The sequence below is a fragment of the Robertmurraya sp. FSL W8-0741 genome (genome assembly GCF_038004005.1).
Lineage (GTDB): Bacteria > Bacillota > Bacilli > Bacillales > Cytobacillaceae > Robertmurraya > Robertmurraya siralis.
This window is the reverse complement of record NZ_JBBOQG010000001.1, coordinates 4,433,410-4,446,363: the sequence shown is the minus strand read 5'-3', so window position 1 is coordinate 4,446,363 and position 12,954 is coordinate 4,433,410. Positions and strand designations below refer to the sequence as shown.

General features: G+C 38.8%; 13 protein-coding genes. 11 read left to right on the top strand and 2 right to left on the bottom strand.

What is annotated here, in order from left to right; all coding sequences use genetic code 11:
- The first annotated feature begins 434 nt into the window (after positions 1-434).
- From NST02_RS21695 to NST02_RS21670, 6 genes are all read left to right on the top strand, one after another.
- Positions 435-1,241 carry a basic amino acid ABC transporter substrate-binding protein gene (locus tag NST02_RS21695; RefSeq protein ID WP_095308788.1) on the top strand — a complete coding sequence of 269 codons (807 nt, stop codon included), beginning with the start codon at positions 435-437 and terminating at the stop codon, positions 1,239-1,241.
- Between the two features lie 130 nt (positions 1,242-1,371).
- The gene (locus NST02_RS21690; protein ID WP_095308786.1) at positions 1,372-2,175 is read left to right on the top strand and encodes a formate/nitrite transporter family protein; all 804 of its coding nucleotides are present in this window, start codon (positions 1,372-1,374) and stop codon (positions 2,173-2,175) included.
- A gap of 177 nt (positions 2,176-2,352) precedes the next feature.
- Entirely contained in the window at positions 2,353-3,174 is an 822-nt protein-coding gene (locus NST02_RS21685) for a transporter substrate-binding domain-containing protein (RefSeq protein ID WP_340949781.1), read from the top strand.
- Positions 3,175-3,252: 78 nt separating this feature from the next.
- A complete protein-coding gene (locus tag NST02_RS21680) occupies positions 3,253-3,909 on the top strand; it encodes an amino acid ABC transporter permease (protein ID WP_095308784.1) in 657 nt (218 codons plus the stop codon).
- Complete coding sequence (locus NST02_RS21675; RefSeq protein ID WP_095308782.1) at positions 3,906-4,628, top strand: amino acid ABC transporter ATP-binding protein; 723 nt, start codon at positions 3,906-3,908, stop codon at positions 4,626-4,628. The genes NST02_RS21680 and NST02_RS21675 overlap by 4 nt, the downstream gene beginning before the upstream one ends.
- A 106-nt stretch (positions 4,629-4,734) precedes the next feature.
- A complete protein-coding gene (locus NST02_RS21670; RefSeq protein WP_095308780.1) occupies positions 4,735-5,148 on the top strand; it encodes a hypothetical protein in 414 nt (137 codons plus the stop codon).
- Between the two features lie 162 nt (positions 5,149-5,310).
- Here the strand turns inward: NST02_RS21670 and NST02_RS21665 are convergent, their stop codons facing one another.
- Positions 5,311-6,525, bottom strand: coding sequence for an MFS transporter (locus NST02_RS21665; RefSeq protein WP_340949780.1), 1,215 nt, complete (start codon positions 6,523-6,525; stop codon positions 5,311-5,313).
- 274 nt (positions 6,526-6,799) lie between these two features.
- Here NST02_RS21665 and NST02_RS21660 point away from each other — a divergent pair, with 274 nt between their 5' ends.
- Both NST02_RS21660 and recQ read left to right on the top strand, forming a co-directional pair.
- Positions 6,800-7,588 carry an HAD family hydrolase gene (locus NST02_RS21660; protein WP_340949779.1) on the top strand — a complete coding sequence of 263 codons (789 nt, stop codon included), beginning with the start codon at positions 6,800-6,802 and terminating at the stop codon, positions 7,586-7,588.
- A 50-nt stretch (positions 7,589-7,638) separates the two neighbouring features.
- Positions 7,639-9,765 (top strand): DNA helicase RecQ, encoded by a 2,127-nt coding sequence (recQ, locus tag NST02_RS21655; RefSeq protein ID WP_137742979.1) that lies wholly within the window; start codon positions 7,639-7,641, stop codon positions 9,763-9,765.
- Between the two features lie 109 nt (positions 9,766-9,874).
- On the opposite strand, the gene NST02_RS21650 is transcribed toward recQ, so the two are convergent.
- Entirely contained in the window at positions 9,875-10,714 is an 840-nt protein-coding gene (locus tag NST02_RS21650; protein ID WP_340949778.1) for an HAD family hydrolase, read from the bottom strand.
- A gap of 229 nt (positions 10,715-10,943) precedes the next feature.
- Between NST02_RS21650 and NST02_RS21645 the strand changes: the two genes are divergently transcribed.
- The 3 genes from NST02_RS21645 to tnpA all read left to right on the top strand — a co-directional run bounded on the left by NST02_RS21645 (position 10,944) and on the right by tnpA (position 12,808).
- Entirely contained in the window at positions 10,944-11,687 is a 744-nt protein-coding gene (locus NST02_RS21645) for a threonine/serine exporter family protein (protein ID WP_137742977.1), read from the top strand.
- A gap of 10 nt (positions 11,688-11,697) precedes the next feature.
- Positions 11,698-12,156, top strand: a complete 459-nt coding sequence (locus tag NST02_RS21640) for a threonine/serine exporter family protein (RefSeq protein WP_340949777.1) — start codon at positions 11,698-11,700, stop codon at positions 12,154-12,156.
- 166 nt (positions 12,157-12,322) lie between these two features.
- Positions 12,323-12,808: an IS200/IS605 family transposase gene (gene tnpA / locus NST02_RS21635; RefSeq protein WP_137744225.1), complete on the top strand. Its 486-nt coding sequence runs from the start codon at positions 12,323-12,325 to the stop codon at positions 12,806-12,808.
- The last annotated feature ends 146 nt before the right edge of the window (positions 12,809-12,954 follow it).

The window sequence follows — 12,954 nt, the reverse complement described above, 5'->3', positions numbered from 1 at the left end:
AAAATAGAAGATGGAAATTTACCATTATGAAATCTAGATATTTTAAGCTTCTATTTACCAATATTCATAATCATTCATGACTTTTCGAAAGAACATTCATAATGGGATGCTTGAAGGAAGTTACCACTTTACTCCATAAATTTATTGAGATTTTATGACGGGTCTCAGAATCTTAATATTACGGTTAAACACCGTCCTCCGATTAAATCATTTCGTCATGGAATGTTCCTTCTAACATGAGTGACTTATGAATTTCCTTCTATCACTTAAAAGCATTCTTTGTTATTTCGTTTTTATTCATCATTATACAATGATATGCTATAAAAATAATATTTTATAAAATTATATTGCATAAATAATCATATATTAGTATAATTACAACATGTTAAATAGAATGAACTTACGAGAGTGTAAGACTAAAGGAGATTAGAAGCATGAAAAAACTAACAAAGCTTAGCTTTTTAATGATTTTAGCGATTACAATTGTCCTTTCTGGATGTGGAACGAATAGCACAACAGGTGGAGGAGATGAAGATAAGACCCTCAAACTTGTTACAAACGCTGCATATGCACCGATGGAGTACATGGAAGGGGATAAAATCGTCGGTTTTGATATAGATTTTATTGAAGCTGTTGCTGAAGAAGCCGGCTATGAATTAGATATTAAGCATGTCGGATGGGAATCCATGCTTCTAGAAGCGAAAGATAAAGTCGCGGATTTAGCGGTTGCTGCCATCACGATTAATGATGATAGAAAGGAAACATATGATTTCTCTGTTCCTTATTATTTATCTACTAATATGATTTTAGTAAAAGAAGGCAGCGATATTCAAAGCGCTGACGATTTAATAGGCAAAACCGTCGCGGTTCAAAATGGTACAACAGGGCAGGAGTCGGCAGAAGCACTGCTTGGCGTAAACAACGACAGCATTAAAAAATTTGAGGACAATAATTTAGCGATCCAGGAGCTGTTGAATGATGGAGCAGACGCTGTCATCGCTGATAATACTGTTGTCGAAACATATGTTAAAAATAACCCCGAGCAAAAGCTTAAAGTAGTAAGTGATGAACAAAACTTTGCCTCTGAGTTCTATGGAATCCTTTTCCCTAAAGGCAGTGAACTAAAAGAGGATTTTGACAAAGCTGTCAATACTATATTAGACAATGGAAAGTATGCAGAAATTTATAAGGAATGGTTCGGAACTGAACCCGATATAGAAGGGCTAAAAGCGGCACAGTAAAAGCTCATATTCCCTCCGCTCGTGAAAAACATACTCAAAATGTTCACAGGAAAATAGCACAAAATGGTATAAAATTGAGTATGTGTGTTATTTCACATAAAACTATAAAAGCGGAAGGAATGTTGATCCTATGGCTTCTTATAAACCTGAAGAAATTATTGATATTACGATTAACCACGGTGTGAAAAAGGCAAATTACCCCTTTTTGAAATCGCTGATATTGGGGTTTCAGGCTGGAGCTTTTATTGCTCTTGGCTATTTGCTTTACATACGTGTCACAGCTCCTCTCAGTGGTGAATTAGAAGGATTGTCCACTATTATTGGAGCGTCGTTATTCCCAATTGGCCTTATTTTAACGTTAATGGCTGGTGGCGAATTATTAACAGGCAATATGATGGCTGTCCCTCTAGCCAGATATGCGAAAAAGATAAAAACAGTGGCTTTAATAAGAAACTTAGCCATTATTACGTTAAGCAACTTTATCGGTGCGCTATTTGTTGCTTACTTTTTTGGGCATATAGTTGGTCTTACTGAGTCAGGTGTTTATTTAGAAAAAATGATTCATATTGCCGAACATAAACTGGATGGTTCATTTATTCAAGCATTTGTCTCAGGGATTGGCTGTAACTGGCTTGTAGCATTAGCCGTCTGGCTTTGTTACGGTTCAAATACGCCATCAGGAAAAATTTTAGGAATTTGGTTTCCGACGATGACTTTTGTTGCTATTGGTTTTCAACACGTTGTTGCCAATATGTTTGTCATCCCAGCGGCTATTTTTGCCGGTTATTTAAATTGGCTTGATTATATTTCTAATTTTACCCCTGTATTTTTAGGGAATTTAGTAGGAGGTTCCATTTTTGTGGCCATGCTGTATTGGCTTTCACTTCATCATCAGCAACGCAGCGGCGAAAAACAATCATTAAAGGCAAGTTAATGATTGAGGGGGGAATTTGTATAAATCCTCCTCCTGCTTGTAATTAATTCTATCTCAGTATAAAACTTTGCCGATAGTTTTTAGGTTGCGAACGTGATCCTAACTCAGTATAATAATGTTATATCTGAATTTAGAGAAAATTCAAAACTCGAAATTACTGTTGAGGGGGAAATTTTTGTGAAGATTGGTAAGAAGGTACGGTTCATTTTATTAATGGGGCTTGTCCTGATGGTGTCAGCTTGTGGAGCGAATGAAACTGGTTCGAAAAATTCAGAAAATAATGACGGAAATGAGAAGAAAACACTAAGGCTCGTAACAGATGCAGCATATGCACCTATGGAGTATATGAATGGGGATCAAATTCTCGGTTTTGACATTGATCTAGCAAAAGCTGCTGCTGCGGAAGCCGGCTATGAATTAAAGGTTGACCACGTTGGTTGGGATCCGTTATTTGTTGAAATTGACACTGAAAATGCTGATCTGGCTATTTCATCGATCACGATCACGGATGATCGAAAAATGTCATATGATTTTTCCGTCCCTTATTACGCATCTTCAAATGAAATTTTAATTCCTGAAGACAGTGATATTCAAAGTGGTGCGGACTTAACTGACAAGGTTGTAGCTGTTCAAAAGGACACGACAGGGCATGAAATTGCAGAATCTATTTTAGGAAGCAATCACAAAAATATAAAACCTTTCGAAACGACTCCACTTGCGATTCAGGAACTATTGAGTAACGGGGCAGATGCTGTTATAGCAGATAAGCCGGTCGTAGATGAATACGTTAAAAACAACTCACAGCAAAACTTAGTTGTAATTACTGATGATAGTTTTGAAGAAGAATTTTATGGTCTATTATTTCCGAAAGATAGTAAACTGGTCGCAGAATTTAATGAAGCGCTGAACAAGCTTTTCGATAATGGAAAATATGCGGAAATTTATAAGGAATGGTTTGGTAAAGAACCGGATATAGAAGTGTTAAAGGCACAGCAATAATAGAGGAAGTTTACGACTCAAAATTGCGTAACCACACGTTTGTGTTACGCAATTTTTTTTCAAAAGAGGTGAGACGGCATGGATTTTCGCTTTGAATTAATTATGGATTATTTACCTTTCTTTTTAAGGGGAACATTGTATACGATTGGTATATCATTATTAGGAATTTTATTCGGAACGATATTAGGATTGCTTATTGGCCTTGGGAAAATGATGAAAAACAAAATACTTGCTTTCCCTTTTCTGTTATATATCTCATTTTTCCGCGGTACGCCATTTATCGTGCAAATCTTTATTATTCACTTTGGTGTAGTCCCGGCGATTATTGGCACGACCAATGGGATTGCAGCAGGAATTATCGGCTTATCACTAAACGCTGCCGCATATATTGCTGAAATCTTCCGAGCAGGAATTCAGTCAATTGATCGTGGTCAAATGGAAGCAGCCCGCTCATTAGGGATGAATCATGTTCAAGCGATGAGATATATTATTCTACCACAAGCGTTTAAAAGGATGATCCCACCGCTCGGCAATGAGTTTATCGTGCTATTAAAAGAATCTGCTATTACTGCCTTAGTTGCTGTCCCGGAGATTATGTATTGGGGTAGAGCGTTCCAAGGCCAATATTATAGAGTATGGGAGCCATACTTAACGGCTGCATTTATTTACTTTATTTTAACTTTAACATTAAGCTACTTATTAAGTCGTCTAGAAAAGAGGTTAGCAACAGAATGATCAAAGTTGAAAAGCTAAAGAAATCGTTTGGTGCTAATGAAGTTCTGAAGGATATCAATGCTTCGATCAAGCAACAGGAGGTTGTTGTGGTTATTGGTCCTTCAGGTTCGGGAAAATCAACCTTTCTCCGTTGTCTTAATTTATTGGAGTCCATTACAGGAGGACATGTCTTTATAGAAGGAATCGACATAACAGCAAAGACAACGGATATTAATAAAATCAGAGCGGAAGTCGGGATGGTATTCCAGCAATTTAATTTATTTCCTCATAAAACAGTGCTAGATAATATTATGCTTTCACCTATCAAAGTAAAGAAAATCGATCCTGCGAAAGCGAAAGAGAAGGCGCTAGAGCTACTGAGAAAAGTAGGATTAGAGGAGAAAGCCGATGCTTTTCCAGATTCGTTATCGGGCGGGCAAAAACAACGGGTAGCCATTGCGCGGGCATTAGCAATGGAACCGAAAATCATGCTTTTTGATGAACCTACTTCAGCGCTCGATCCGGAAATGGTTGGGGAAGTACTAGAGGTGATGAAGCAACTTGCAAAGGAAGGAATGACAATGGTTGTCGTTACGCATGAAATGGGTTTCGCCCGTGAGGTAGGTGATCGGGTCTTGTTTATGGATGGAGGCTATATCGTTGAGGAAAATGTTCCACACGAGTTGTTTGACAATCCCCAGCATGAACGCACGAAGGCATTCTTGAGTAAGGTTTTATAGATATGATATAGTAGAAGCCGAGCATTTTAAAGCTCGGTTTTTTAATTTGGGCAACTCAGTGTAACGTTCAACAATCAATTACGTCTAAAAGGATGAGGTGAAAAAAATGAAAAAACTATTATGGACAGTATTAACAGCCGTAACCTTACTAGTAATTACTGCTTGTGGTACAGGGAATGATGAAAATCAAGGAGCAGAGGAAAATCCTGATAATGAAACAAATGAAGTTGTTGAAGAAAACAACGAAACCAGTCATGCTGGTGATGATGAAGAAGCAGAAACAGATGAGCAAGTAACAGAAGACGATAGAGCTGTAATAAAAGAAGAGGCAACATACACTGGGATGCAAGATCCGCACTCTATTGAAGTGAAAACCGAGTCTGATGTACTGGCCTTACAAATTTTAGATCCGGGTGTTGCAGATGTTGACTTCGAAGCAATTGAACCGGATACGCCAGTTACTATTGAGTACTATCAAAATGAAGAGGGACAAAACATCCTCACAAATATTGAATTTTAGTAAGAGTAAAATGAGTTACTGAATTTTTTTCACTTAGTTATGTTAAACAAAATGGTAGAACATGTCATTTTACTGACTTGAAACGAAGGTTTCTCACGAAATGACCCAAAAATAACAACATCATATAATAAGAGCCCGCAGAAAAGCGGGCTCTTAAAAAATTTAAGCAGAATGCTTCACGAGTTTTGGGTTCTTTTGCATGGCAGCAAAGAGAAGAAACCCGCTTAAGAGCAGTAATCCACTTGTTATGAGGAAAACGGATGAAATGCCGAAATATCCAGCGATAAATCCGCCCATAACAGGTCCAATAACGTTTCCTAAAAAACGAAGGCTTGTGTTATATCCCAAGACTTCCCCCTGCATGGCAATCGGTGCTTCCTGACGAATATAAGCTACGCGCACGGGAATGATCCCACCAATAGCGACTCCAAGTGCGAAACGGATGACAACAAGCTGCCAAATGTTTGTTACAAAGGCACCTGGTAGATAGACAAGTCCTGCTATAAATAATAATACGATTAAAATTTTGATATAGCCGTAGCGATCCGCCATTTTCCCCCATTGACGAGCCATCATTAAATTTCCCAAACCAGCGGCAGAAAAGGCAATTCCAGAGAATAAAGCTAAATTAGCCGGACCATGAAGTTCACTTACATATAGAGATAGAATCGGCTGTATGCTAAAATGTGCTATTTGAATCAATGTTGAGATTAATAATACATTTAATAACAGTGGGTTCCGACTAATATGTTTAAAGACTTCTTTAGTCGTATAGGAGGTTTTTGTCCCTTTTACATCTTTCATTCTATACTCCTTTGTCGTAATGACAAGAGCGGCAGAAATGAAGATGGCGATTGAGGTCCATTTAAATGTGGCAGAATAACCGAAGGTATCCACAAGTAAGCCGCCTAAGAGAGGCCCTATTAACTGTCCCGTAATCGTCCCTGTTTGGAGAGTTCCTAGCACTCTTCCAGCCATTTCTTTAGGTGTTTGTGTAGAGATAAAGGCTTGAGACATCGAGATGAAACCAGCAAATACTCCCATGAACATTCTTAATAAAAACAGCTGCCAAACGGTATTCACGAATCCCATCAGCAATATTGAACAGGCCATTCCAAATGCAGAAAAGATCAGGAGCTTTCTTCGTCCATACTTATCCCCGATCCTTCCCCAAAGAGGTGAGAAAATAAATGCGGTAACAAAGGTAACACCGAAGGTGATCCCTGACCAATGCTGGACATATTGGTCGGAAAAATTGCCGAATGAGTCAATATAAAGGGAGATAAACGGGAGAACCATCGTCATACTTCCCGCAATAAAAAAGTTTGCAAACCACATAATTTTAAGGTTGCGTTTTGCGATTAGTTGTTCGTCCATATGAACACTTCTTTCTAAGAAGAAATTTCGTTTTCCTAAATATTATAATAACTGAATTATGAAAAATTACAAGAATTTCACTTGACATTTAAGAAAACATTGGAATTGTCCGTGCCTTTTGCTGGAGAGAATGTTCGGATCTTTTAAGATTGCCTTAATAGGAATGAGTTGAAGCAAACACTTGGGCAATATAGGATCCTTCATCTATTTACTATTTCCCTTTTTCCTTGTACTCTTAATTTTAAGCTGAACATTTTTACGGGAGGGACTGAAAATGATTAAAGCTATTTTTTTTGATTTAGATGATACATTGCTTTGGGATCATAAAAGTGTGAAGGAAGCGTTTGTCGCAACATGCAAGGAAGCGGAGAGAAAATATGGTGTCGATCCGGAGGAATTAGAAGAGGCTGTTCGACGTGCAGCAACTAAGCTTTATGCGTCTTATGAAACGTATTCTTTCACAAAAATGATCGGGATAAACCCGTTTGAAGGATTATGGGGGAATTTTCACGATGATGGAGATGAGAACTTTCAAAAAATGAAGGCTCTCGTTCCTACTTATCGCAAGGACGCATGGACCCAAGGATTGTCAGCCTTAGGAATCGAGGATGCAGATTTTGGAGCACAACTGGCTGAGCGATTTCCTTTGGAGCGTAAAAAGGCACCATTTGTTTATGAGGACACTTTTTCTGTATTGGACAAGCTAAAAGGGCAATATAAATTATTGCTTCTTACAAACGGTTCTCCTGATTTGCAAAATACGAAACTAGCGATTACACCAGAAATTGCTCCATATTTTGACGAGATTGTGATTTCAGGAGCATTTGGGCGAGGTAAGCCCGATCCTACCATTTTTGAGCATGCGCTCCAACTTATGGAAGTTTCCAAGGATGAAGCTATTATGGTCGGAGATAACTTGATGACAGATATACTGGGAGCATCGCGGATCGGCATGAAATCCGTTTGGATCAATCGCCATGATAAGGAAAGAAATGGCGTAGAACCAGATTATGAGATTCGCCATTTAGAAGAATTATTTCTGGTCTTGGAGACAGTAGAATAACAGTATTTAATCAGTATAAGGGACTCTCTCCTAAAAGTGAGGTTATGGAAATGCTAGAGCAAGCAAAAGAACTATTACAGGCCCATTTCGGCTATCCGTCTTTTCGAAAGGGGCAGGAAGCGGCAATTCAATCCATTTTTGCAGGTCAAAACACTGTCTGTATTATGCCGACTGGTGGAGGAAAGTCGATTTGCTACCAAATTCCAGCTCTCGTACTTCCGGGCACGACAATCGTCATTTCCCCGCTTATATCATTAATGAAAGATCAAGTGGACAGTCTCTTGCAAGTAGGAATTCCAGCGACTTTTATTAACAGTTCTTTAAGTGCGCAAGAAGCAACTGAACGGATGGAAGCTGCTATATACGGGGAGTATAAGCTTCTTTATATTGCGCCTGAGCGTCTGGAATCCAGTGTGTTTGTTGAGCAATTATCAGCCCTTGAGATCCCGCTTGTTGCTGTTGATGAGGCCCATTGTATTTCCCAATGGGGCCATGATTTTCGTCCAAGCTACTTGCAAATTCAAAGGCTTATCGAGCAGCTCCCACAAAAGCCGCTTGTGATGGCGTTAACCGCTACCGCAACTCCGCAGGTTCGCGTAGATATATGCAATACTCTTCATATTGATGATGAGAACACCATTATGACAGGGTTTGCCCGTGAAAATCTCTCTTTTCATGTTATTAAGGGGCAGGATCGCTACGCTTTTTTAAAAGAATATGTTAAAAAGAATGAGCAAGAGGGCGGAATTATCTACGCTGCAACAAGAAAAAACGTTGATCAACTTTATGAAAAATTGGCGAGAGAAGGCGTTCGCGTTGGTCGCTATCATGCAGGCATGAGTGATGTAAATAGAAAGAGGGAGCAGGAAAAATTCCTTCAGGATGAAACGGCGGTTATGGTTGCAACTTCAGCATTTGGTATGGGGATCGATAAATCGAATATTCGTTATTGCATTCATTATCAGCTTCCGAAAAATATGGAGAGCTATTATCAGGAAGCAGGACGCGCTGGGAGAGATGGGCTCGAAAGTGAGTGTATTGTTTTATATTCTTCACAGGATGTTCAAGTTCAAAGATTTTTAATTGACCAGTCTGCTGAAAGAATGCGGATTGCAGGAGAACTGGAAAAACTGCAGGCAATGGTCGATTATTGCCATACTGAAAAATGTCTTCAGACTTATATCCTTGAATATTTTGGACAGAGGAATGCATCGAAATGTGGGAAATGTGGAAATTGCACGGATTCCCGCTCAAGCGTTGACGTAACGAAAGAAGCACAAATGGTTTTATCCTGTATAATTCGTATGGGTCAACGCTTCGGAAAGACAGCAGTGGCACAGGTTTTGACAGGATCGAACAATAAGAAAATGAAGGAATTGAAATTTGATCGATTACCGACCTACGGGCTCTTAAATGACATGAGTATAAAAGAAGCAAGTGATTTCATTGAATTTCTCATTTCACAGGAGTTAATCGGAGTTGAACAGGGGCAATTCCCAACCGTCTTTGTCACACCAGCTGGAAAGGAAGTATTGCTGGGTAAACAACAAGTATACAGAAAAGAAGTAGTTGAAGTTACGCAAGTTTCTTCACAAGATCCTTTATTTGAAAAACTACGCCATATAAGAAAATCGATTGCCAATATTGAGAATGTACCTCCATTTGTCATCTTTTCCGATGCGTCTTTAAAGGACATGTGTGTAAAATTGCCGCAAACGAAGGAAGAATTTTTGCTAGTTAGTGGTGTTGGTGAAATGAAATTAGAAAAGTATGGAGCACCATTTATAAACGGAATCGAGGAGTTTTGTAAAGAAAATCCGGATAGGTCGAGGGAAAAACTGATACCACCAGTGGCTAAAAGAAAAAAGGGAGAGAAAAATTCCCACCTTGAAACATATAAGCTGTTTAAAGAAGGGCTATCAGTGAAGGAAATTGCAAAGACCAGGGAAATGGCAACGAGCACGATCGAGAATCATATCCAACAATGTATGGCGGAAGGACTGGATATTGCAGTGTCTGAGATTATTCCAGATCAATACTTGCCGCTCCTTGAACAAGCGGTAGAAGAGGTGGGATCAGAAAAGCTGAAGCCGATTAAAGAGTTACTTCCAGATAAAATATCTTATTTAATGATTAAAGTATTCCTGCGTTCGTTCAAAACGAAAAATTCCCTTTAAAAAAGGTACTGCTCTGATTAGGAAGCTTAGTAAAGAGGTTTTAAAAGCTATATCTACAAAAAGCAAGTGAAGCCTACATTTTTCACTTGCTTTTTGTAGATTATTTCAATCAGCTTCCGATTTTTCTTAGAATGGGAATGGCTTCTCGCATATTCGCGCAGACAAAGTCAGCAGAAGTCGGATCACCGACACCATGCGGATCAATGAATATCGTTCCGCATCCGAGGGTACGAACCGGGCGAATCTCGTTGATCCAATTGTCGCCAATACTAACGATTTCATCGAATTCAACAGAAAATTGATTTTTTATCTTTTCAAAGCGTTCAATTGTCAGCGTTGGTTTTTCACCATTAAATATTTTCATATCAAATACCTGATCGAGTCCGATTTTTGTCAGGATCGCTTCGCTATCCGGTTGAGGGCTGTTCGTTAAAAGAACGAGTTTGACACTTTTATGAATGTCGGAAAGAACGTCTTTGAATCCGGCAATCGGCTTCATCTTAAACTCAGGTCCCATCATATATGTTCTCGTTTCAAGGAACGCGGCATAGCACTCTTTACTGCTTAAACCATAGTGTCCTGCAATAGCGGTGGAAATCCACCAAGGGTCTCCGATGCTTAGCATTGCTTCAGAATTGATTTCAATCGGTTCTCGGTAGAGATTCTTCATTTCTCTTGATGAAAGCTTCTGTCCTTGCCAATCGTAAGCATCTTGAACGATATTATCGATTTGAACGAGAATTAAATCGTTGCTAGCATCGTAGACTCTGCCTATTTTAATGGGGTGTTCATTATGTTTTACCGCAGCAACATCTTTTTCAAAAAGATGTTGTTTGTCTATAGGGAGCCTTTCCTTTAGTCTTTTTGTCTGGTAGTCAAAATGATGTGTATCTTCGTACACGGTTCCGTCTAAATCAAAGACCAGTACTTTTACTTTTGAAACATCCATTATTTTTCACCTCTTTACTAGTGTAAAGAAGTCAGGTAAAGAAAAACAAGTAGAATTCGTGGTTTTAATCATGCTTTTACATGAAAATTACAATTTAGCGAAAAAAACAGCTTTAAATTGTATTAAGGTTATTTAAATATTATGATAGGACATAGTGTTTTTGGTTTTTCTTATTTCAAAAAGACTTAACAATCTAGTTAGTTCAACAATCGTAGCAAGGAGAAAAGCAATGAAGACAGATGTAATGGAAGTATGTTTACTTGCTGGGAAAATCATGCTTCAGAGTGGTGCTGAGACCTATCGTGTTGAGGATACGATGATGAGAATCGCTTCATCTTTTGGGGCGAAGGAATCCCATAGCTATGTAACACCGACAGGAATTATGTTTTCAATTGAATGTGAACAACCAACGAAAACGAAGCTTATTCGTATTACAGATCGGACAACGGATTTACATAAAATTACGTTAGTAAATAGTGTTTCCCGTCAAATTAGCAATAAGGAGCTGACCCTTCAGGAAGCATATCAGTCCTTGAAAAATATTGAAAGCTCTACCCCTTCCTATCCAATTATCATTCAAGTTCTAGCTGCCGCAATTGCTAGTGGATGCTTTTTAATTATGTTTAAAGGGACATGGGATGATTTCTTTCCAGCCTTTGTAGCTGGAGGAACAGGCTTAATAACTTTTATTTATGCTCAAAGAATTGTCCCCATTAAGTTTTTCTCAGAGTTTGTTGCCTCTCTCATTATCGCGATCCTCTCTTGGATTTTTGTTTATACAGGATGGGGCTATGAGCTTGATAAAATTATAATTGGTTCGGTTATGCCCCTTGTTCCAGGGCTTGTCTTAACGAATGCAGTCCGGGATCTGATGGCGGGGCATTTAGTGTCGGGACTGTCTAAGGGAGCAGAGGCCCTATTAACGGCTTTCGCAATCGGTTCTGGCGTAGCCGTTGTCTTAACCTTTATATAGGGGTGTTGAAATGGTTGTAGAACAATTAATCACAAGTTTTATCGCATCTGCCGCATTCGGAATTATTTTTAATACGAAGAAGGCATCTTTAATAAAATGTGGAATTGTTGGGATGGCAGGTTGGTTTGTTTATTTTACAATGACTAGCAATGGGATTGATCCCGTTCCAGCATCGCTAGCTGGTTCCTTTGTTGTTGCGTTGATTAGTCAATTTTTTGCAAGGAGGTATAAAGCGCCGATTATTATCTTTAATGTTGCAGGAATTATTCCGCTCGTTCCAGGTGGGCTCGCTTATGATGCAATGCGTAACTTTGTGGAAAGCAATTATACAATCGGCTTAGGTTTAGCAGCAAAAGCAGGGTTAATTTCTGGGGCGATCGCATTAGGACTCGTTTTTTCAGAAGTCATTAATCAATTGATTCGCAAGGCAAAGCTCTCTCCAAAAGTGTATTCAAAGTCAAGACTATAAAAGAACTTATCAAACGATAGGTTCTTTTTTTGTTTATAGAAAAGAAAACCCTGGGCTATGCCTAGGGTTCCAAAAAGCTTACAGCGTGGTATTAAAAAAACTTCCTCATGGTGCTAAAATATTTTTGGTTCGCCAACCGAAAATAAATAGCCAGGAGGAAGTCCTTATGTCAAAAGACAATAATAGTTTAGCACACACAACTTGGAATTGTAAGTATCACATAGTATTTGCGCCAAAATATAGAAGACAAGTTATTTACGGGAAAATAAAGAAAGATATTGGACAAATCTTGCGTACTTTGTGTGAGAGGAAAGGTGTGGAGATAATAGAAGCGACAGCGTGTAAGGATCATGTACATATGTTAGTGAGTATCCGGCCAAAATTAAGTGTATCAGCATTCGTAGGATATCTAAAAGGAAAAAGTAGCTTGATGATATTCGATCGACATGCGCAACTGAAATATAAGTATGGAAATCGAAAATTTTGGTGTACAGGATATTATGTGGATACGGTAGGGAGAAATAAGAAGGTAATAGAAGAATATATACGTAATCAAATACAAGATGATATAGTCGCAGAACAATTAACGATGATGGAATATATCGATCCATTCACAGGAGAAGAAGTGAAGAAAAAGAAAAGGAAAAATTAAGGGGAGAAGGCCTTTGAGGTCTGGCCAGTAGAAGTAGTACAATTGGCGAACCTTTCAGTAGCCCTTTAGGGTTTGGTCAGTAACAAAGGCTTTCAGCCGCAGAGAAAACCACCCGTTCTCACGGGTGGTACTTATTTCCCGTTTTG

Coding starts and splice junctions, on each gene's coding strand:
- NST02_RS21670 (WP_095308780.1), top strand. CDS start 4,735: ATGAAAAAACTATTATGGACAGTATTAACAGCCGTAACCTTACTAGTA.
- NST02_RS21690 (WP_095308786.1), top strand. CDS start 1,372: ATGGCTTCTTATAAACCTGAAGAAATTATTGATATTACGATTAACCAC.
- NST02_RS21665 (WP_340949780.1), bottom strand. CDS start 6,525: ATGGACGAACAACTAATCGCAAAACGCAACCTTAAAATTATGTGGTTT.
- NST02_RS21675 (WP_095308782.1), top strand. CDS start 3,906: ATGATCAAAGTTGAAAAGCTAAAGAAATCGTTTGGTGCTAATGAAGTT.
- NST02_RS21680 (WP_095308784.1), top strand. CDS start 3,253: ATGGATTTTCGCTTTGAATTAATTATGGATTATTTACCTTTCTTTTTA.
- NST02_RS21640 (WP_340949777.1), top strand. CDS start 11,698: ATGGTTGTAGAACAATTAATCACAAGTTTTATCGCATCTGCCGCATTC.
- recQ (WP_137742979.1), top strand. CDS start 7,639: ATGCTAGAGCAAGCAAAAGAACTATTACAGGCCCATTTCGGCTATCCG.
- NST02_RS21660 (WP_340949779.1), top strand. CDS start 6,800: ATGATTAAAGCTATTTTTTTTGATTTAGATGATACATTGCTTTGGGAT.
- NST02_RS21650 (WP_340949778.1), bottom strand. CDS start 10,714: ATGGATGTTTCAAAAGTAAAAGTACTGGTCTTTGATTTAGACGGAACC.
- NST02_RS21695 (WP_095308788.1), top strand. CDS start 435: ATGAAAAAACTAACAAAGCTTAGCTTTTTAATGATTTTAGCGATTACA.
- NST02_RS21645 (WP_137742977.1), top strand. CDS start 10,944: ATGAAGACAGATGTAATGGAAGTATGTTTACTTGCTGGGAAAATCATG.
- tnpA (WP_137744225.1), top strand. CDS start 12,323: ATGTCAAAAGACAATAATAGTTTAGCACACACAACTTGGAATTGTAAG.